The 18,298-nt window shown below is 64.0% G+C and carries 14 protein-coding genes; 3 read left to right on the top strand and 11 right to left on the bottom strand.

What is annotated here, in order from left to right; genetic code table 11:
- Positions 1-3: 3 nt before the first annotated feature.
- The 5 genes from AAC014_RS07490 to AAC014_RS07470 all read right to left on the bottom strand — a co-directional run bounded on the left by AAC014_RS07490 (position 4) and on the right by AAC014_RS07470 (position 6,446).
- The gene (locus AAC014_RS07490; protein WP_339706303.1) at positions 4-1,467 is read right to left on the bottom strand and encodes an NAD-dependent succinate-semialdehyde dehydrogenase; all 1,464 of its coding nucleotides are present in this window, start codon (positions 1,465-1,467) and stop codon (positions 4-6) included.
- Entirely contained in the window at positions 1,467-2,840 is a 1,374-nt protein-coding gene (locus AAC014_RS07485) for an aspartate aminotransferase family protein (protein WP_339706300.1), read from the bottom strand. The genes AAC014_RS07490 and AAC014_RS07485 overlap by 1 nt, the downstream gene beginning before the upstream one ends.
- Before the next feature lie 139 nt (positions 2,841-2,979).
- Entirely contained in the window at positions 2,980-3,933 is a 954-nt protein-coding gene (locus AAC014_RS07480; RefSeq protein WP_339706297.1) for a hypothetical protein, read from the bottom strand.
- Between the two features lie 19 nt (positions 3,934-3,952).
- On the bottom strand, positions 3,953-5,332 hold the full coding sequence (locus tag AAC014_RS07475) for a peptide MFS transporter (protein WP_339706294.1): 1,380 nt from the start codon (positions 5,330-5,332) through the stop codon (positions 3,953-3,955).
- 28 nt (positions 5,333-5,360) lie between these two features.
- Entirely contained in the window at positions 5,361-6,446 is a 1,086-nt protein-coding gene (locus AAC014_RS07470) for a serine hydrolase (RefSeq protein ID WP_339706291.1), read from the bottom strand.
- Between the two features lie 438 nt (positions 6,447-6,884).
- Here AAC014_RS07470 and AAC014_RS07465 point away from each other — a divergent pair, with 438 nt between their 5' ends.
- A complete protein-coding gene (locus AAC014_RS07465; protein ID WP_339706608.1) occupies positions 6,885-7,559 on the top strand; it encodes a M24 family metallopeptidase in 675 nt (224 codons plus the stop codon).
- Here AAC014_RS07465 and AAC014_RS07460 read toward each other — a convergent pair.
- The 3 genes from AAC014_RS07460 to AAC014_RS07450 all read right to left on the bottom strand — a co-directional run bounded on the left by AAC014_RS07460 (position 7,516) and on the right by AAC014_RS07450 (position 10,178).
- Positions 7,516-7,818: a hypothetical protein gene (locus AAC014_RS07460; protein WP_339706288.1), complete on the bottom strand. Its 303-nt coding sequence runs from the start codon at positions 7,816-7,818 to the stop codon at positions 7,516-7,518. The genes AAC014_RS07465 and AAC014_RS07460 overlap by 44 nt on opposite strands.
- A gap of 132 nt (positions 7,819-7,950) precedes the next feature.
- On the bottom strand, positions 7,951-8,400 hold the full coding sequence (locus AAC014_RS07455; RefSeq protein WP_339706285.1) for a YaiI/YqxD family protein: 450 nt from the start codon (positions 8,398-8,400) through the stop codon (positions 7,951-7,953).
- Positions 8,400-10,178 (bottom strand): DEAD/DEAH box helicase, encoded by a 1,779-nt coding sequence (locus tag AAC014_RS07450; protein WP_339706282.1) that lies wholly within the window; start codon positions 10,176-10,178, stop codon positions 8,400-8,402. The genes AAC014_RS07455 and AAC014_RS07450 overlap by 1 nt, the downstream gene beginning before the upstream one ends.
- A 183-nt stretch (positions 10,179-10,361) precedes the next feature.
- Between AAC014_RS07450 and AAC014_RS07445 the strand changes: the two genes are divergently transcribed.
- Both AAC014_RS07445 and AAC014_RS07440 read left to right on the top strand, forming a co-directional pair.
- Complete coding sequence (locus tag AAC014_RS07445) at positions 10,362-11,045, top strand: GntR family transcriptional regulator (RefSeq protein WP_339706279.1); 684 nt, start codon at positions 10,362-10,364, stop codon at positions 11,043-11,045.
- Between the two features lie 207 nt (positions 11,046-11,252).
- Positions 11,253-14,000 (top strand): TonB-dependent receptor, encoded by a 2,748-nt coding sequence (locus AAC014_RS07440; protein ID WP_339706276.1) that lies wholly within the window; start codon positions 11,253-11,255, stop codon positions 13,998-14,000.
- A 52-nt stretch (positions 14,001-14,052) separates the two neighbouring features.
- On the opposite strand, the gene AAC014_RS07435 is transcribed toward AAC014_RS07440, so the two are convergent.
- From AAC014_RS07435 to AAC014_RS07425, 3 genes are all read right to left on the bottom strand, one after another.
- Entirely contained in the window at positions 14,053-15,243 is a 1,191-nt protein-coding gene (locus tag AAC014_RS07435; protein WP_339706273.1) for a carbohydrate porin, read from the bottom strand.
- 263 nt (positions 15,244-15,506) lie between these two features.
- Complete coding sequence (locus AAC014_RS07430) at positions 15,507-17,795, bottom strand: xanthine dehydrogenase family protein molybdopterin-binding subunit (protein ID WP_339706270.1); 2,289 nt, start codon at positions 17,793-17,795, stop codon at positions 15,507-15,509.
- Positions 17,792-18,250, bottom strand: coding sequence for a (2Fe-2S)-binding protein (locus AAC014_RS07425; RefSeq protein ID WP_339706267.1), 459 nt, complete (start codon positions 18,248-18,250; stop codon positions 17,792-17,794). The genes AAC014_RS07430 and AAC014_RS07425 overlap by 4 nt, the downstream gene beginning before the upstream one ends.
- Positions 18,251-18,298 lie beyond the last annotated feature (48 nt).

The following is an 18,298-nucleotide window of genomic DNA, read 5'->3' as shown; positions in this document are numbered from 1 at the left end:
TGTTCATGCCGCCGCGGCGATTCCGCCGAGCGCGAGATACTTGATTTCAACGAAATCCTCGATGCCGTAGCGCGATCCTTCGCGCCCCATGCCGGATTCCTTGATGCCTCCGAACGGCGCACCTTCGTTCGACGTCAGCACCTCGTTGGCGCCGACCATGCCATATTCCAGCGCTTCGGCTACACGGAACACACGCCCGATATCGCGCGACCAGAAATAGGCGGCAAGGCCATAAGGCGTATCGTTTGCGCGGGCGATGACCTCGGCTTCGGTTTCAAAGGGTGTGAGCGGTGCGACGGGTCCGAAAATCTCGGCGTGCGCGATGTCCATTTCGGGAAGGACGCCAGTGAGGATCGTCGGCGCGTAGAAGTTGCCGCCACGCCCGTGCCGCCCTCCGCCGAGCACGGCGACCGCGCCCTTGCCGAGCGCATCCTGCACGAGGCTGTCGACTTTCTCCACTGCCGCTGCATTGATGAGCGGGCCGATCTGCGTGCCGCCTTCGAAGCCGTCGCCGACGTTGAGCGCACGCACCGCCTCCGCATATTTTTGCGCGAAGGCCGCCATGACGCCCGACTGCACATAGATGCGGTTCGCCGACACGCAGGTCTGCCCGGCGTTGCGGAACTTCGTGGCCATTGCGCCCGCAACCGCGGCATCGAGATCGGCGTCTTCGAACACGATGAATGGCGCGTTGCCGCCGAGTTCGAGGCTGAGCTTCTTCACCGTATCCGCGCATTGGCGCATCAGCAGCTTGCCGACGCGCGTGGAGCCGGTGAAGGAGAGTTTGCGGACGTCGGGGCTTGCCGTCAGCACGCTGGCCACTTCGGCGGCGTGCGCTGCCGTGACAATTGTCATCACGTCTTGGGGGAGGCCGGCGTCCGCTGCCAGCACGGCGAGTGCGAGCGCCGAGAGCGGCGTATCTTCAGCGGGCTTCACGACGATCGTGCAGCCAGCCGCGAGCGCAGGGGCGACCTTGCGCGTGATCATGCCGCTCGGGAAATTCCACGGCGTGATCGCGCCGACGACGCCGACCGGCTGCTTCAGAACGAGGCAGCGCTTGTCGGGCGCGTGGGCAGGAACGATGTCGCCGTAGACGCGCTTCGCCTCCTCGGCGAACCATTCGATGAAATTCGCGCCGAACAGGATTTCGCCGCGCGCCTCGGCGAGCGGCTTGCCCTGCTCCAGCGTGAGGATTTCGGCGAGCACGTCTGCCTGATCGACGACGAGCCCGTGCCAGCGGCGGAGGATGGCGCCGCGTTCCTTCGCGGTGCGCGCGCTCCACGCCGGGAAGGCTGCCTTTGCGCTTGCGATCGCAGCGCGCATGTCGTCGCCATTCCGGTCCGCGACATCGGCAATGTGGGCGCCGTTTGCCGGATTGACCACCGCGAAGGTGCGCGCCGCCGGACTGCCCAGCGCCAACCCGCGCGCGATCAGTTCAACTGCCGCTGTCGAGACGGGCATCGTCATCACAGCACGCCGAAGGCTTGAGCGGTTGCGTCGAGACCCGCCTTCATCTTCTCGATCATCTCGTCGATCTCCGCGCGCGTGATGACGAGCGGCGGGCTCAGCACCATCGCCTGCCCGACGGCGCGGGCGATGAGGCCCTTGTCCCACAGCACCTCACGGCAGTGGATCGAGGCCTGCTCTTCAGCCGTGAAAAAGGTCTTCGGTGCCTTCGCGCGCACCAACTGCAGCGCGGCAACAAGGCCGACACCGCGGACTTCGCCGACAAGCGGATGCGCATCGGCGAGTTGGTGCAGCGACTGGTGGAAATAGGGGCCGACGTCCTCGCGGACGCGCTCGACGAGGCCTTCGTTCGCGATGATATCGATGTTGGCACTTGCCACCGCGCAGGCGACCGGGTGACCCGAATAGGTGAAGCCGTGCGCAAGCATGCCGCCTTCGTTCAAAACGTCGAACACCCTCGTGCCAACGGCAACGGCTGCGATCGGCAGGTAGCCGGAGGAAAGCCCCTTCGCCATCGGCATCAGGTCGGGCTTGATGTCGTAATATTGCGATCCGAACCATTCGCCCGTGCGGCCGAACCCGCAGATCACCTCGTCGGCAACGAGTAGGATGTCGTATTGGCTGCAGATGCGCTGGATTTCCGGCCAGTAGGTGGAAGGCGGATCGATCACGCCGCCCGCGCCCTGCAACGGCTCGCCGATGAACGCGGCGATGTTGTCCGGTCCGAGTTCGAGGATTTTTTCTTCCAGCGCCCGCGCGGCCTTCAGGCCGAATTCCTCGCGCGTCAGTCCGTCGCCGAGCAGATAGTGGTGCGGGTGCATGATGTGCGCGAAGCCCGGCAGCATCTCGGGCGCCATGCCGTGCATATGCGGCATCCCGCCAAGGCCGACGGCGCAGAGCGTGCTGCCGTGATAGCCGAGATCGCGGCCGATGAACGTCTGCTTCGTCGGCTTGCCCTGCAGCATCCAGTAGCGGCGGACGAGGCGGACGATCGTGTCGTTGGCCTCCGATCCTGAATTCGCGAACAGGATGTGATCAAGGCCCTCGGGCGTCAGCTTCGCGATCTTCTCGGCGAGTTCGATCATCTGCGGCGTCGAGGTGCCGAAGTGATTGTTATAGTAGGCCAGCTCGTTCATCTGCCGCGCGGCGATGTCCGTAAGCTCCTGCCGACCATAACCCACCGCGACGCACCACAGGCCGGCCATTCCGTCGAGCAGGCGATTGCCTTCATTGTCCCAAACGTAGCAACCCTTGCCCTGCGTGATGATGCGCGTGCCCTTCGCGGCGAGCGCCTTGGGGTCGGCGAAGGAATGGACGTGGTGCGCGGCATCGGCGGACTGGAGCGCGGCAGTATCGGCGAAGTTACGAAGCATGAACCTGAAATCCTCACGTTTCGGCCCGCCTTTGCGGTCGGGCCAATGCGTGCGATCATTCAGTCGCGGGCCAGACGGGCCAAGGCGACAAAGCGGCGGGCGGTGGTGCGTACACCGCACCAACGCCGCGCAGCGATTTTCAGCGGGCCGGGGCGGGGCCGATGCCCTTGCCAGCGATCGGGGAATCGGCGAGCGGCCGGTATTCGGCATCCACGCGCGGGTCGCCGGCGATGACGCCTTGGAGCGTTACGCCCGTCTCGCTCGTGTCGGTCGCATTGCCGTGAAGCGCGAGATTGCGACCCACGATACGGCTTTTCCCCGTGGCATTGAGCGCGATCGGCTTGCTTCCCACGATAAGGGAGTCCGAAACAAAGATCGCCGCGTCGTCTGCCGTATAGAGCCCGTCGTCGGCGCTCCGGTCGACGGCGATGTGCGCGAGATGGGCGACGCTGTCGTTGAAGGCTGCGACCGCAGAGGAATCGTTGTTGCGGAAGATCGCTCCGTCGAGCCTCAGGTATGCGCCCTCGTAGAGCCATGTTGCGACGTGGCCGTCGCGTATCTGTAAATCACGCACGTCGAGGATGGTGTCGCCGCGCCCCGTGAGGCCCATTTTCTGATAGCGGCTGATGGTAACGCCAGAGATGCGCGCGCGGCTGTCTACGGCGAAGATGCCGTGGCCTTCGTAAATGTCGTCTTCCTCGATGTCGAAACGGAAGCCGGTGATGGCGAGGCCACTGATCGTCACGTCCGCGTTCTTGAGGCCGATGGCCGTGGTCGGCAGGCCCGCACTGCCGTCGAGGACCGCGCCCTTCTCACCTTGAATGGTGAGGCGCTTGCCATCGACGGCGACGAATGCGCGAACGATGATCTCCTTGTATGGCAAATCCCTGTAGGCGCGCGGCGTGTAGACTCCCGCGCGCACAAAGATGGTGTCGCCATCTGCGGCCCTGTCGATCGCATCCTGTATCGCGCCGTCACCCTTGTAGGTGCAGCCCTTTGCAGCCGTGCCTGCCGGACAGGCGACGAGCGTTACGCCAAGCGCAGGGCATGCCGCGCCTGCAAGCAGGCCGATGGCCGCCAGCGTCATTTTCATTTGCAATCTCTCCCCGTGTTTACGCTGCCGCGCGCGGACGCAGTGTTCTGACGAGCCAAGGCCGGAGCAGGAGCACGAACACCGCGCCGCTTGCCACGACCGCCGCGTGCAGCGTCCAGAACCCAAGTGGGCCGACCGGCTCGTAGAAACGGCCGAGCCAGCCGCTGCCGATGCCGCCGATGAAAATGCCGAGGTAGTAGGCGCCAACCATCATGGCATTCACAGCCGCGGGCGCATCGCGCGATACAAGCGCCAGCGCGATCGGCGCGATGTAGAGATAGCCGACGGCACACAGGAAGTGAAAAACCACCGGCCAGATCAGTGCGACCTTGCCGCTGCCCGCGATAAGCTCGCCGATGCTGAGAAGCAGGCAGGCGCTGCCGAACGCGCAGCAGCCGATGGCGATTTTCGTCAGCTCGGCTGGCTGGGTGCCGCGCTTCGCTTGCCTTCGCCAGGCCACGACCATCACGGGCGCGAGCAGCAGCACGGCAAGCGAATCGAGCGACTGAAACCAGGTGACCGGCACGGTCCAGCCGAGGATGTCGCGGCCGACATGGTCGCGCAGCCATAGCGGATAGGTGTTCCACACCTGCGCCTGCGCAGTCCAGTAAAGCGCCGTGATCGCAAGGACGACAAGAAGCGCAATGATCACGCGGCTGTCGCCGGGCGCGAGCTTCGGCTTGTCGCCGCGTTCGATGGCGGTGCTTTCGGGCGGCAGGTAGCGGTAGCCTGCAAGATAGATGACGATGCCGGCGATCATGCCGATACCGGCCGCGCCGAAACCATAGTGCCAGCCGTAAAGCTCGCCGAGCGTACCGCAGATAAGCGGCGCGATGGTCGCGCCGACATTGATCGCGGTGCAGTAGATCGTGAAGGCGCCGTCGCGGCGGCTGTCATTCTTCTCGTAGAGATCGCCGACCTGCGCGGCGAGGTTGCCCTTCAGAAGCCCCGCGCCGAGGATCAATGAACCGAGCGCGGGCAGGAATGCCGCCTCGAAGGCCATCAGGAAATGGCCGATCGCCATAAGTCCGGCACCCGCGAGCACGGCACGCTTACGGCCTGTCACGCGGTCGCCGAGGAGGCCGCCCAGCACCGGCGTGAAATAGATGAGGCCTACGTAAAGCCCGAAGATCTGCGAGGCCAGCGCCTGCACGGAAAGCGGTCCGGTGACGGTTTCGATCGCTTCCCGAAAACCTGCGAAACCCCAAACGCCCTCGATCGTGCCGGGGTGCAGAAGATGTCCGGCCATGTAGAGGACGAGCAGCGCCTGCATTCCATAGAAGGAGAAACGCTCCCAGGCTTCGGTGAAGGCGATGTAGGCAAGTCCGCGCGGTTGCCCCCAAATTTCGCGGGGGCGCTGGTCGGACGGCAGGCAGGGTGCGTCGGCGGCGGTGGTCATCGCGTGGTGTTGCCTCCGCCCTTCATTGTCATCCAATAGCCTCAACGACCGCGTTGAAGAAGTCGTTGTCGAGGATGGCTTCAGCCCCTTTCGGTTTCGACCGCGCGCTCAACACCACGATTTGAATGCGCCGCGCGGGGTTCAGGTAGATATATTGGCCGAAGATGCCGCGCGCTGAAAAGGCACCATCCGCAAACGAGCCGTCGCGTGCCGGAACCGGCCACCACATATAGCCGTAATCGAGCCGCTGGCCGCCGACCTCGCGCGGGCGCGTGGCTTCCAGCGTCCAGTCTGCAGGGAGAACGCGCTCGCCATCGATCACGCCGCCTTCGAGGATGAAGCGGCCGAAACGCGCGTAATCGCGAAGCGTGGCACAAAGGCCGCTGCCTGCGACCTCAAGGCCGCCCGGCGCTTCCAGCCACCATTCCGCATCGGCTTCAGTGCCGATGCGCGACCAGATGCGCTCCGAAAGATAGTCTGCAAGCCACTTGCCCGTCGCGGCGCGAACCAGCGCGCCGACGACATGCGTTTCGCCGGTGCTGTAGTTCCAGAACGCCCCCGGCGCGTGCGCGCGCGGCAAGCTCGCCATGTAGCGCATGATCGCGCCCGCCTGCTGGGAAATCTGGAGATTCAGCATGTGCCGCCGTTCGGAGGCCGGATTGGTATGCGTATCATCCCATCGCACGCCGGACGTCATCAGCATAAGCTCGCGAACGGAGACGCCGTCGTATGCGCTGCCTGCAAGTTCGGGCAGGTAGCGGGTCAGCGGATCCGCGACAGAGGTGATATAGCCATCCTGGATCGCCGCACCCACAAGGGTGGTGCTGACGGATTTTGCCATCGACATCGAAAGCCAGCGTGTCGCGGCTGTGATGCCGAGCTCATACTGTTCGTGAATGAGCGTATCGCCGGACATGACGAGCAGTCCGGCCACACGATTGCGCGACATGTAATCGTACAGATCATACTGCGTTTCATTGGCAGCAATCGGGAATTCCGGCAGTCCGGGCGCAGCCTCTGAACCTAAACGCCGAACGTTCGTCCCGCTGCGGACCGTGCGTGTGGCGAAGGCGCGCTCGGTCTGCCCGAAGATCTTCACCTGTGCGTCGGGCATCAATTGACCTGCGTAAAGATCAACCATCAGGGACGCGACCGGAGTACGAATGGAGTCAGGCACGGCTTTGATTTCGGCGGTCTGCAATTCCTGCTCCATCCTCGGAGGCGGCGGCCACCTCGTTCTTCCTCCAGGCCGGTTATGCCGGATGTCAGGCTGTCGCTGAGGTGCGAAGCAAGCGATAGCCGGTGTGCGTCAATCACCAGCAGAGCCGCTCGGGCGGTGCATGCGCCGCACCGCGTTGGTCTCCAAAAGGCGCTTGCCCAAGGCTTGCGGGAACCGTCAGATGCGCGGGATCGGCGTGCGAGAGGAACTCGCAGGGGTCAATCGTCGGAGCGGTTGCCAAAAGGTGTGGACGCGATCGTGGGCCATGCCGGATAGGGCGCCGATTGGATGAGGTGCGTTGGGGGCACCAACAGGAAAGGGCACAACTTGAGCGTGGACGAGAAGCTGAAGGCCGAAGCGGTTGGTGGCCATTTCGATAGGGCGATGTTCCTGCACGTGCGCGAACGGACCCGGAAGGTCATCAACGATATCGCTGCGCGCATCCATCCCGGCATGCTCGAGGAAGACGCCATTGCCATGGCGAAGGACCAGCTCCGCGCGGCGGAAATGCTGCGCGGATGGCACGGGCTTCATGTGCGTTTCGGAACCAACACGCTGAAGAATTTCGGCCAGCCGTCAGAGCCGGGCGTGGTGCTTCGGGATAATGACATCTTCTTCATCGATATCGGCCCGGTCTGGCAGAAATGGGAAGGCGACGGCGGCGATACGTTCGTTGTCGGCAGCGATCCGGAAATGCTGGGCGCGCAGCGTGACGTGCGCGACCTTTTCGGCCGGGTCCGTGCGAAGTGGCTCGCCGAAGGGCTTTCGGGCATGGAACTTTACGATTTCGCTGCAGCCGAGGCTCAGACGATGGGTTGGGAACTCAATCTCGACATGTCTGGTCACCGTCTTGCAGACTTCCCACACGCCGTGCTGCACAAAGGATCGCTTGCCGAAGCATCGTTTGTTCCGTCACCGGGACTATGGGTCCTCGAAATCCAGATCAGGCACCCGGACCGGCCATTTAGTGCATTCTACGAAGACCTGCTGTTGGCTGAAGATGTGTAATAAAGCTTTGCTTCATTATGGGAACCTGATGCTGCGGTGATGCGAGGGAAGATGCGCTCAGCAGAAGCCGAGCGCGCTCCTGCTCGCCCCAGTCGAGCGGAAGATCGGCTTCAAGCAGCCGTGAGCGCGCGAGGGCACGCGGGATATCACCGGTGTGGATGTGTTCGATGATCGACGGCGACAGCCAGGAGAGTTTGACCAGCCGCCCAAGCTGGTGCGGGTCCATCCTCTGCGATGCGGCAATAGCGGCAAGCGACATTGCCGGATTCTCAAGACGGCCGCCTCGCCCCTGATCTTGTCAGCGCTCCAGCGACGAAAATTTACTTTTACTGCGTCCAGAAGGTCGGGGAAACTCAGTCGGCGGCGATCGACGTCGAGCAGATCATTGTCTTTAGACCTGTCGCTGCAGGCGGACGATTGCTTCGTCCAGTGCGGAGAGGAAGCGTGAGCGGTCGGCCTTGGTGAACGGGGGCGGGCCGCCGATCGCGTCGCCGTTGGCGCGCAGGTCGGCCATGATCGCTCGCGTGGCAACCGCACTCCCGATGGAATTGGCGGTGAAGGGCTTGCCATTTGGCCCGATGACGATCGCGCCCGCCTTCAGGCAGCGATCGGCGAGCAGTATATCGGCCGTGATGCAGACCGTGGCCCCATCCGCGCGCTCGGCGATCCAGTCGTCGGCCGCATCGAAGCCGTCGCTGACGACGACGCGGTTGATCAGTCCATGCGCGGGGGTGCGGATCGGGCTGTTGCTCACGATCGTCACCGACACTGCATGACGGAAGGCGACCTTGTATATCTCGTCCTTCACCGGGCAGGCATCAGCGTCGACGAGGATTTTCATCAGCGGGGGCGAGCCGGCTTCTTGTTGCTGCCCGGCTTGCGGCCGGGATGCCGGGCACCGCGCGCATCGGGACCCCGATCCGAGCCCCGTGCACCAGCACCATACGAGGGCTTCGGGCGATGCGGACGCGATGGTCCTGTCATGGCATTGTCCGCATTGCGGCGGTTGTCCCGCGCCGCTTCGCGCGGCTGCCCCTCGATGGGGACGATTTCCACGTCGTCGTCGCTCTCGCTCGCCGTGGATCGGACCATATTGAGGAAGCGGGCGGCGGCGGCTTGCTGGACTTCAAACAAGGTCTCGTTCGCCGTAATGCGGATCGCGCCGATATCGCTGCGGCTGACATGGCCCCGGCGGCAGAGCAGGGGCAGAATCCAGCGCGGATCGGCGTTCTGCCTGCGGCCCATGTTCAGCCGGAACCACGCGCTGCCTTCGAAGCCGTCGCGCGGCGCGCGCGGGCCGGGTGTGCCGTTCTCCGCGATCAATTCCTCCGGCTCGGGCAGCGCGGCGCGGTGGATATGCACCAGCGCTGCGGCGATCTCCTCGGGGCTGCGTTCCGCCAGCAGCCGACTGGCGAGGGCGCGGTCCTCGTCAGCGATCTCGGTCGGTGTGAGCAACCGGGCAAGCAGCCTTTCGCTATCGGCGCTGCGAATTTCGTCGGCCGAGGGCGGCGCGATCCAGTCCGCCGCGATGCGCGCATCGCGCAGCATGTACTCCACGCGCCGGCGCCGCGGATAAGGCACCACGAGGATAGCGGTGCCTTTCTTGCCGGCGCGGCCCGTGCGTCCCGATCGATGCTGCAGCGCCTCCGCGTCGCGCGGAATCTCGACATGGATGACGAGCGACAGGCCGGGCAGGTCGATGCCGCGCGCGGCGACATCGGTTGCGACGCAGACGCGCGCGCGCCGGTCGCGGAGTGCCTGAAGCGCCTGATTTCGCTCATTCTGGCTATGCTCGCCGGAAAGCGCCACTGCCGTGAACCCGCGCTCGGTCAGGCTTGCGTGCAGATGCCTCACATTGTCGCGCGTCGCGCAGAACAATATGGCGGTTTCCGCCTCGTGAAAGCGCAGCAGATTGACGACGGCATGTTCGATGTCGGACGGCGCGATGGCGACGGCCTGATAGCTGATATCGCCATGCCCGCGATTCTCCTCGACCGTCGAGATGCGCAGCGCGTCGCGCTGATAGCGGCGCGCCAGCGCGACGATCGGCTTTGGCATGGTTGCCGAAAACAACAATGTGCGCCGTTCCTGCGGCGTGGCGTCGAGCAGCTCTTCGAGATCCTCGCGGAAGCCCATGTCGAGCATTTCGTCGGCTTCGTCCAGGATGACGGCGGCGAGCGCGCGGAGGTCCAGCGCGCCGCGCTCCAGATGGTCGCGCAGGCGGCCGGGCGTGCCCACGACGATCTGTGCGCCGCGCGCAAGCGCGCGCCGCTCGAGCGAGGGGTTCATGCCGCCCACGCACGTCGCGACCCGGGCGCCGGTGCCGTCGTAGAGCCAGGACAACTCGCGGCTGACCTGGAGCGCCAGCTCGCGCGTGGGCGCGATAACGAGGGCGAGAGGGGCCTCGGCCGGCCGTGCCACGCTCTTCTCGTCTAGCAATTCGGCCGCGATAGCGAGCCCGAAAGCCACGGTCTTGCCGGATCCTGTTTGCGCGGAGACGATGAGATCGCGCCCCTGGGCCTCGGTTTCCAGCACGGCGGCCTGCACGGGGGTGGGCTCAGCGTAGCCGCGCGCGTGAAGCGCTTCGGACAGAAACGCGGGAATGTTCTTGAAAGTCATGTTCTCTTGCTTGTGCGTTCCGCGACACATGTCGGCGGCGGCAAGGCGCTATCGCCCGCTTTCGTGACGCGATAGGCCTGTCGCGGCGATGACGCAATAGATGAACCGGCAGGGCGCCTGTTTGACTTGATCCCTCCCGGCTGTACCAATCGGGCAACCGTGGAGACCCGATTCAGGACGAAGATGTCAGATCAACAGCCGGAGACCGACTCCCTCGATGTTTTCGATCGGATCATGGATGCGATCGTCACGCAGCGGCTGGAGCCCGGCCAGAAGGTTTCAGAAAATATCCTGACACGCATGTTCGGCATCAGCCGCACGGTGGCGCGAAACGCCATGGAGCAGATGACCGCGCAGCAGTTCATGGTCTCGAACTCGCCCCGGATAACACGGATCGCCCCGCTCACCCTGCGCGACGTGAAGGAGAACTTCACGATCCGCAAGATGATGGAGCCGAGCATTCTTTCGATGATCTCGCCCCAGATCGAGGAGGCTGAGTTCAAGCGGCGCAACGACGCAATCTTCCACGAAGGCCCGATCGAGACCGACGAGGATGCGCTGCGGATTCTGAAGGCGAACCGGAACTTCAACCTCTATATCGCGCAGCAGACGCAGTTTCAGCTGCTAATCAGCTGGGTCCGGCAGCTCGAGGAAACGACGATGCGGATTTACTGGATCTACATCAAGCTCACCAAATCCATGCCTTACCCTTGGGAGCAGCACAAAAGCCTGCTGGAGCTGGTGAAGAACAACCAGACCGACGAAATCCGCAGGCATACGCTGATGATGATCTCATCCTGCGAGGACAGGGTCCTCCATGCGATCTTCACGCACGGCAAGCTGAACGCGCACAGCCTGAGCCTCTGAGGGCCGGATTCCCGCCTGCGCCGGGGGAGGCCTTCAATCTTCACGCCTTCCCGGACGCGAAACGATCGGTCCTTCAGCGGAATATGGCAGCCTTAATTTTAGAAAAATCTCCAATAAGGCTGCTTTATTTCCAATCAGGAATGCTATATCAATCCCTTTACGCTGAAAAACTCGGTAGAACCGAGAGCGATCAAAGGGGAAATCCAGATGAAATTCAGGTCCAAATTCAAGAGCTTGGCTGGTGTGGCGCTGTGGGCTGTGGCAGCTCCGGCATTTGCGCAGGCCGCCGGCGACGCTGCTCAGGCGGATGAAGCCGCCGAGATCATCACGGTCACCGGCACGCGCATCAAGGGCAACTTCGAGGCGCCGACCCCGGTCCAGGCGATCGGCACCGAGCTTATCGACCAGCGCGGCACGACCAACGTCGCCAACGTGCTCAACGAAATTCCGGCCTTCACCGGCACGCTGACGCCCGCCTCGACCAACCTTAACAGCCGTCAGAACGGCGTGAACGTGGTCGACCTTCGCGGCCTCGGCCCCAATCGCAACCTCGTCCTCGTCAATGGCCGCCGCTCGACTCCGTTCGATGAATTCGAGAACGTCGACCTCAACGTCGTGCCGTCGCTCGCGATCGAGCGCGTCGACATCGTCACCGGCGGTGCTTCGGCTGCTTACGGTTCGGACGCGGTCTCCGGCGTCATCAACCTCGTATACAACGAGCGGCTCGACGAGTTGAAGCTGAACGCCCAGTACGGGCTTGCCGACCGCGGCGACGCGCAAAACCTGCGCCTGTCGGCTGCATGGGGCAGTTTCTTCGACGAAGACCGCGGGCACATCCTGCTGGCCGCCGATTACGACGACAACAAGGGGATCCCGAAGGCCTCCGCACGCAAGTGGCAGCGCCGCAGCCCGGCGATCGTCTCCAACCCGGATGACACTGGCCCGAACGACGGCATTCCGCAGTACGTGTTCCGCGATAACGCCGTCCTGTTCATTGGTAGCCCGAATGGCGTGACGCTTCCGTTGGGTTTTGCAACCGACAACCTCGAGTTCTTCCCGGACGGCATTGCGCGCACACGCATCCTCGGCGACATCGGCGGCAACCTGATGATCGGCGGCAGCGGCTCGCGTCTTGCAGACCAGACTGCGCTGGTGGTTCCTACTGAACGCTTCAACGTGCTCGGCGCAGTGAGCTATGAAGTTTCCGAAAGCGTCACAGTGTTCGGCGAAGCGAGCTTCGCGCGTTCGAAGTCGCGCGGCGCGCTTGTAAATGCCTTCTCTTTCGGCGACGTGGTGATCACGCCCGACAATCCCTATCTGCCTGCGGATGTGGCTGCGCTCGGCGATCCGGTCGTTCTGTTTCGCACCTTTGAGGAATTCGATCCGATCACCTCAGCTTCGCTGACTGAAAGCATGCGCTTCGTTGGCGGTTTCAAGGGTGAGCTTGGGTCGAAGTGGAACTGGGAAGTTTCTGCCCAGTACGGTCAGACCGATTTCAGCAACAAGCAATACAACAACCTGCTCGTTGGCAATCTCGTGAAAGCAGCCGATGCGGTTGAAGTTGGTGGTAACATCGTTTGCCGCGTCAACGCCGATGCGGATCCGCTGAACAACGATTCGGCCTGTGTGCCGATCAACCTGTTCGGCAAGGGCTCGCCGAGCCAGGGTGCGATCGACTACATCACCGAAACGGGCATCTCGAAGACGCGCATCAAGCAGAGCGTCTTTGCGGGTGAAATCGGCGGCGAATTGTTCGAAGGCTGGGCCGGCCCGATACTCGCCACGGTCGGCGCCGAGCATCGCACGCAGAAACTGAACCGGACCGTCAATGCGCCGAATGACAACGAGGAGTTCCTCATCGTCAACGCGCAGCCCCTCAAAGGCAAATATGACGTGACGGAAGGCTTCGCCGAGGTTGCCATTCCGCTGATCGGCGGCGATCAGCGCCTCGATTTCAACGGTGCCGCACGCTACACGCATTATTCCACGGTCGGCGACGTTGTCACGTGGAAGGCGGGTCTCACCTTCGAACCGGCCGATTTTCTGCGCTTCCGCGGTACGATCTCACGCGACATCCGAGCGCCCAGCATCGGCGAGACCTTCGTCGAAACCGTGCTGCTGTTCGCCAATCTTGCCAACCCGTTCGATCCGGGCAGCACGGGAACATCGCTGGTTCGTGTTCCGCTTTCGGGGAATCCCAACCTCACCGAGGAGCGAGCGATCACGAAGACAGTCGGTGCGGTCGTCACGCTGGGCAGCTTCCGTGCATCGCTCGATTTTTGGGATATCAATCTCAAGGGGGCGATCGGTTCGCTCAACGCCCAGGACATTGTGAACCGTTGTTATGCTGGTGAAACGGCTATGTGCGAGTTCGTCACTTTGGGGGCGGACGATGAACTCATAGAGGTCCGCCAGCAGAACCTGAACCTCGGCACCTACAAGCTTCGCGGACTGGACTTCGAAGCGCGCTATGCGACCGACCTCGGCAACGGTACGCTGGGTCTCGGCGCCGTCGCGAGCTATCTCATTTACAAGAAGATCGCGCCTTCGGGTGGCACACCGCTCGATGTTGCCGGAGAACTCGGCGGTCGCAATGGCGGCGGAATGCCCGATTTCAAGGCGACGCTTTCGGCCAATTATGACGCCGAACGCTGGGGTGCCTTCGTGCAGGCGCGCTATATCGACGGCGGTGTCTACGACATCACGTTCGGCCCCGAGGATCTTTCGAAGAAAGACAACAGCATCGGCGCCGTGGTCTATGTGGACATGTCGGTGAAGTACAAACTCGAGAACCTGTTCGGTTCGAACACCGAGATTTATGCGGGCGTCGACAATCTGTTCGATCGCACGCCCCCGGTTGCGCCGATCGACTTCATCTCGAACTCGGCAACCAACGCGTCGATCTACGATGTGATCGGACGCAAGCTGTACGTCGGCGTTCGCGCCCGGTTCTAGTTGCGGTTATCCCGGCCCGTGCATCCTGAATGCACGGGCCGGGCTCTTATTCTCAGCCTAGAATATTGAACGAGATTTCCGCCCGCAGGCCGAAGGCGACCGCATTGCGCACGGTCGGGTCGGCGCCGGGATTGATGATGTAGTGCGCGCTCGGCTGGAGTGACAGCCACGACGCGACAGGCGCACGATAGGTCAGCTCGAAAGCGACCTCCGCGTTATCTGCCGGAACGGCACGTTTATACGCATCCCCCGTGAACGCCGCGGCAACGGCGAATCCCAGTTGATCCTCGTCGCGCCCCTTGAACGGCCCCGTGTAATTAAGGCCGGCGCTCGCGAACTTTCCGAACGTATTGAAGCGTCCGTCGGCGATGCCGAGACGGGCGAAGGCGGCGAGGCCCTGCGCGGGATCGCCGGCTTCCTCAAACAAGGCGGTTTCACCGCGCACATAAAGACCGTCGTTGCCGCGGCCGCTGTTGCCCGCGTGATCGTCGAAGCGTGCCGTGTAGCTCCAGCCGCCGAACAGAAGCCGCCCATGCGGCAGAGGTGCCTCGATTTCCGCGACAAGAAGCGCGCCGTCACCGTCGCCCAGCTTCACGGCGGTACGCTTAGGCCGATCAGGGTCGCCCGGAACGCCGTCGAGCACCGCGGCGCGCACGACCCACCCTTCGGCAGGTTCAATGGAAACGCGCGCGGCAAGCGAGGTCGATGGGAAGATCGAAGGGCCGTTTTCGCCGGTCTGGGCGAAGTCCGTACCTATGCCGTGCGGGCTGCCGATGAACAGGCCCGAGGCGTCAAGCGCGTCGAACTCCGAGTTGAGATCGTAGAGGCCGACCTTCAGCGATCCGCCCACGAATTTCTGCTCGATCCACGCTTCGTAGAGGCGGAAGGCCTGCACGCCGGTTTCGATATTGCTCGCCGTCTGCGCATCGCCGGCGAGTTCGCTGAACGACTTGCCGTTGTTGTAGAGGCCGTAGACGTGGGCGCTCGCGCCCTTCCACCCGGCAATCGCCTCGAGGTCGGCTTCAGCGACAATGTCGAGATTGTCGAGGTAGCGGCTCCCGCGCTTGATGCCGCCGGAGACGTTGGACATCACTTCACCGGTATAGGTTGCCTGGAGCAGCAGCGGGGAATGGCTCTCGTCAATCTCGCCCCGGCTATGCGTGTGGCCGTGTGGAAGATGGCCTTCCGCGAATGCGGGGAATGAAACAAAAGCGGCGAAACCCGCGATCACACAATATCGCATCAAACCCTCCCGACTTTGCAAGTCAATTTCAATATTAATTATGAGATGCCAGCATCAATTAGCTGGCCCCGCGTATAACGCGGCTCAGTCGTTATCCTGATGATTTTCCGGTTCCTAGGAAAATTTTCGTTTTGATTATGATAATGATTTTCGATTTGGATTTCTGTTTAGAGACATACGAATCTTTTTCTAAATTCCATGCCCGATACCGACGAAAATTCGTTCCAGCCAGACATCTTCCAAACTTCAGCGCGGATCGTGCGCTAGATTTTCAGCTGTTCTCCGATCGGCAGTGATCGGATGCGTTTGTTTGTCGCGGCATGGATCGCGTTGCAGAGGGCCGGCGCGACAGGAGGCACGCCGGGCTCGCCAATGCCGCCGGGCGGGGCGTTCCAGTTGCCGCCGCCGACGAGATGCACCTGCGTGATCTTTGGTGCGCCGTCGACGCGGGTGAGCGCATAACCGTCGAAGTTGTCCTGCTGGACGCGGCCCCCCTTGAAGCTGATCTCGCCAAGCGTTGCGAGGCTGATCCCCATCACGACCGAGCCTTCCATCTGCGATCGGATACGCTCCGGGTTCACCTGCGGGCCGCAGTCGACCGCGATGTCGGCGCGCTCGATGGTGAGTTCACCGTCCTTGACCGAAACTTCGAAGGCGCAGGCGGTGTAGCTGACGAAGCTGTAGTGCGCGGCGATGCCGAGCCCGTGGCCCGCCCGCAGCGTCCGGCCCCAGCCGATGCCCTTGGCGGCGGCATTGATCACCGCCTTCAGCCGCGCGGTCTCGACCGGGTAGCGCGCCGGGTCCTCGCCGGAGTTGGTGGTGTCGCCCATCGCGCGCGGGTCGATCGTGCGGTCGGGGCCGATAAGCTCGAGCAGATAATCCTTTGGGTCGCGCCCCGCCGCTGCGGCAAGCTCGGCCACGAACGATTGCACCGCGAAGCAGTGCGGGATGTTGGAAACCGAGCGGAACCAGCCGATGCGCGTATGCGCGGTCGCTTCGCACGTCTCGGCGCGGAAGTCGGGAATCGCGAACGGCTCGTTGCGCAGCCCCATGCCCTGCTCGAACGGCAGCTGGTGCTTCGGGTCCGGCCCGAAGACCGAGCCGATCGTGGGCGCTGCGCTCCGGTGCCGCCACGCCACCGTGCGGCCGTTCTTGTCGAGCCCGCCCTCCAGCCGCTCGACCGAGACGGTGTGGAAGTAGCTGTGGTGCAGGTCATCCTCGCGCGTCCACACCACCTTCACCGGCCGGCCCTTTGCGGCGCGGCTGAGCAGCGCCGCTTCGAGCACGTAGTCGGGCTTGGACTTGCGCCCGAACCCGCCGCCGAGCAGCGTCTGGTGGATGGTGACATCGGCGACCGGGATCTTCAGCGCCTCGGCGATGAGGTCGCGCGCCGCCTGCGGATCCTGCGTGCAGGCCCACGCCTCGCAACGGTCGGCGCCCGCGTGCGCGAGCGCCATCGGCGGCTCCATCGGCGCCTGCGCGAGGTGCGGGAGGTAATACTCCGCCGCGATGCGCTTCGCGGCCTTGCCGAGCGCGGCTTCGGCGTCGCCGTCGCTGCGCGAGACCTGCCCCGGCGCGCGCGCTGCGCGTTCGAGCTCGGCGCGGTAGGCGTCTGAATCATAAGCGGCGTTCGGCCCGTCATCCCACGCGATGGTGAGCGCCTCGCGGCCCTTGATCGCTGCCCACGTGTTCGCCGCGAGCACGGCAACGCCGCCAAGCGGCTGGAACGCCGACGGGAGTGTAGGTGCGGGCAGGTCGACGATCTGGACGACGCCGGGCACCTTCAGCGCTGCGGCTTTGTCCACGCTCTTCACCTTGCCGCCATAGACGGGCGGGCGTGCGATGACGGCGTAGAGCATGTCCGGCAGGCGCGCATCGACGCCGTAGTTCGCGCGGCCCGTCGTCATGGCGACGCCGTCGGCGGAAGCCACCTCGCGGCCGATGTAGCGGAACGCCGCCGGCGCCTTCAGCGTCACACTATTCCGGTCGGGCACGGCGAGCGCCGCTGCATCCTTTGCAAGCGCGCCGTAGCCGAGCGTCCGCCCCGTGGGTCGATGCGCAACCGCGTGCAACTGCGCCGCGACCTCGCCGACGGGGACGCCCCAGCGCGTCGCGGCGGCCTGCTCCAGCATGGTGCGCGCCGCCGCGCCGCAGCGGCGGAGCGGCAGGAACAGGTGGCGCATGCTGCGCGATCCGTCGGTGTTCTGGTTGCCGTAGCGCGCCTCGTCGCCCACGGCCTGTTCGACACGCACGCGGCTCCAGTCCACCTCGAGCTCGTCGGCGATCACCATGGCAAGGCTGGTACGGATGCCCTGGCCCATCTCTGCGCGGTGGCAGGTGATGGTCACCGTGCCGTCCTCTGCGATCGCAACGAACAGCGTGGGATCGTCGCGCCAGCCGCCGGACTGCGCATCGGCGCCATACTTCGGCGTTTCCTTCGCCTGCGCCAGCGCGGTGCGGGGCAGGCCCATCGCGAGCACGAAGGCGCCGCCCCCGCCGAGGAGGCCGCGGCGGCTGATGTTGGCGATCCGGTCGAATGTTTCCGCCGTCATGCGTCCGCTCCTGCTGTGCTCGCCGCCTTGATCGCGGCGCGGATGCGCGCGTAGGTGCCGCAGCGGCAGATGTTGCCTGCCATTGCCGCATCGATGTCCGCGTCCGTGGGCTTGGGCGTTTCGGCGAGCAGCGCCGCCGCCTGCATGATCTGGCCGGACTGGCAGTAGCCGCACTGCGCGACGGCGTGCTCACGCCAGGCGCGCTGCACGGCATGGTCGCCGCTTTCCGACAGACCCTCGATCGTCGTCACGGACTGGCCTTCCACCGCCGACATCGGAAGCTGGCACGACCGCATCGCCGCGCCGTCCACATGCACAGTGCACGCGCCGCACAGACCCGCGCCACAGCCGAACTTGGTGCCAGTCAATCCCGCAAGGTCGCGCACATACCAGAGCAGCGGCATGTCGGGATCGCCGTCATACGCGTGCTTTTTGCCGTTGATAATCAATTGCATAGACAGACCTCCGCATCTTCAGTCTATCGGTGTTTGCCCGCCGGTGCC

Origin of the sequence: uncultured Sphingosinicella sp. (genome assembly GCF_963974575.1) — a bacterium.
Lineage (GTDB): Bacteria > Pseudomonadota > Alphaproteobacteria > Sphingomonadales > Sphingomonadaceae > Sphingosinicella.
This window is presented reverse-complemented; position numbering and strand designations above follow the sequence as displayed.

Bases quoted from the DNA above. Each gene is read 5' to 3' on its own strand.
- AAC014_RS07470 (WP_339706291.1), bottom strand. From the start codon at position 6,446: ATGCCCGACGCACAGGTGAAGATCTTCGGGCAGACCGAGCGCGCCTTC.
- AAC014_RS07430 (WP_339706270.1), bottom strand. From the start codon at position 17,795: ATGACGGCGGAAACATTCGACCGGATCGCCAACATCAGCCGCCGCGGC.
- AAC014_RS07460 (WP_339706288.1), bottom strand. From the start codon at position 7,818: ATGTCGCTTGCCGCTATTGCCGCATCGCAGAGGATGGACCCGCACCAG.
- AAC014_RS07435 (WP_339706273.1), bottom strand. From the start codon at position 15,243: ATGCGATATTGTGTGATCGCGGGTTTCGCCGCTTTTGTTTCATTCCCC.
- AAC014_RS07485 (WP_339706300.1), bottom strand. From the start codon at position 2,840: ATGCTTCGTAACTTCGCCGATACTGCCGCGCTCCAGTCCGCCGATGCC.
- AAC014_RS07490 (WP_339706303.1), bottom strand. From the start codon at position 1,467: ATGACGATGCCCGTCTCGACAGCGGCAGTTGAACTGATCGCGCGCGGG.
- AAC014_RS07445 (WP_339706279.1), top strand. From the start codon at position 10,362: ATGTCAGATCAACAGCCGGAGACCGACTCCCTCGATGTTTTCGATCGG.
- AAC014_RS07455 (WP_339706285.1), bottom strand. From the start codon at position 8,400: ATGAAAATCCTCGTCGACGCTGATGCCTGCCCGGTGAAGGACGAGATA.
- AAC014_RS07480 (WP_339706297.1), bottom strand. From the start codon at position 3,933: ATGAAAATGACGCTGGCGGCCATCGGCCTGCTTGCAGGCGCGGCATGC.
- AAC014_RS07475 (WP_339706294.1), bottom strand. From the start codon at position 5,332: ATGACCACCGCCGCCGACGCACCCTGCCTGCCGTCCGACCAGCGCCCC.
- AAC014_RS07450 (WP_339706282.1), bottom strand. From the start codon at position 10,178: ATGACTTTCAAGAACATTCCCGCGTTTCTGTCCGAAGCGCTTCACGCG.
- AAC014_RS07425 (WP_339706267.1), bottom strand. From the start codon at position 18,250: ATGCAATTGATTATCAACGGCAAAAAGCACGCGTATGACGGCGATCCC.
- AAC014_RS07440 (WP_339706276.1), top strand. From the start codon at position 11,253: ATGAAATTCAGGTCCAAATTCAAGAGCTTGGCTGGTGTGGCGCTGTGG.